This is a genomic window from Serratia sp. GW822-FHT06D09 (genome assembly GCF_058799515.1).
In genome coordinates, this window is sequence record NZ_JBXALO010000029.1 from 1 (window position 1) to 1,238 (window position 1,238).

At 53.7% G+C, this 1,238-nt stretch carries 1 protein-coding gene; it reads left to right on the plus strand.

What is annotated here, in order from left to right:
• The first annotated feature begins 80 nt into the window (after nt 1-80).
• Nucleotides 81-1,189 (plus strand): IS3 family transposase gene (locus AC1RKG_RS24795; RefSeq protein ID WP_394802846.1). Its coding sequence is split into 2 segments (ribosomal slippage): nt 81-342 and nt 342-1,189, totalling 1,110 coding nucleotides; the frame shifts between segments, so codons are not numbered across the junction.
• Nucleotides 1,190-1,238: the final 49 nt, after the last annotated feature.

Here is a 1,238-nt window from a genome sequence, read left to right on the forward strand (position 1 = left end):
TGACCCTACCCCAAAATCCTGCTCCATTCAGAAACAGAATTCCGGCATGATAAACACTCCCCTGAGTGGAGGTTGTGCCGATGAAAAAGTCACGATTCACCGAAGAACAGATTGTCTTTGCCCTGAAACAGGCCGAGCTGGGTACATCGGTGCCTGAAGTCTGCCGTAAACTGGGTATCTCTGATGCCACCTTTTACACGTGGCGTAAAAAATACGGCGGGATTTCCCCTTCAGAGCTGAAGCACATGCGGCAGCTCGAAGAAGAAAATCTCAGGCTGAAGAGGCTGGTTGCTGATCTGAGCCTCGACAAGGCGATGCTGCAGGATGTGCTGGCAAAAAAGAACTGACGCTGGCACGCCTGCGCGAATGGGTCAGGGATTTACAGGCCCGATACGGTGCCAGCGAAAGACAAATCTGTTTTGCGCTACGGCTCAGCCGCAGCTCGTTTAGATATCGTTCTGTTGCTGCCGATGACAGCGCACTGCGCCTGCGTATTCGTGAGATCACCGAAACGCGAATTCACTACGGATATCGCCGGGTACACGTGATGCTACGGCGTGAGGGCTGGCGCGACAATCACAAACGGATCTACCGCCTCTACTGTGAGCAAGGGCTCTCGCTACGCCTCAAACGACCACGTCGCAATAAATCTGCCCAGCGGCGGCAGCCGCAGCCTCAGGGCTTATATCCAAACCACGTCTGGGGCATGGATTTTGTTTCTGATGCGTTGTTTGACGGGCGACGACTGCGCCTGTTGACGGTTATCGACCTTTACACCCGCGAATGCCTGGGGATCTGTGTGGGACAGAATCTGCGTTCGACAGAAGTGGCAGAGATGCTGAACAGCATAGCGCTCAGGCGTCCTTTACCGCAGTTGCTGAAAACCGATAATGGTTCTGAATTTGCAGGGAAAATGCTGGACAAGTGGGTGTATGAAAGAGGGATCAGGATCGACTTCTCACGCCCGGGAACACCGACCGACAACGCTACGGTGGAGTCCTTTAATGGCAGATTGCGGCAGGAATGTTTGAACGAGAACTGGTTCATGTCTGTGGAGGATGCACGGTGCAAAATCGAGGGCTGGCGCATACACTATAACCAGAGCCGTCCCCATTCTGCCCTGGGCTGGATGACACCTTCTGAATTTGCCGAGAAATCTGCCGGTTGCCAGAATATGCAGCCAGAATGAGGCCGGTTATTCCTGATTATGAATGGATCACATACGGGGAGCGGGTCAG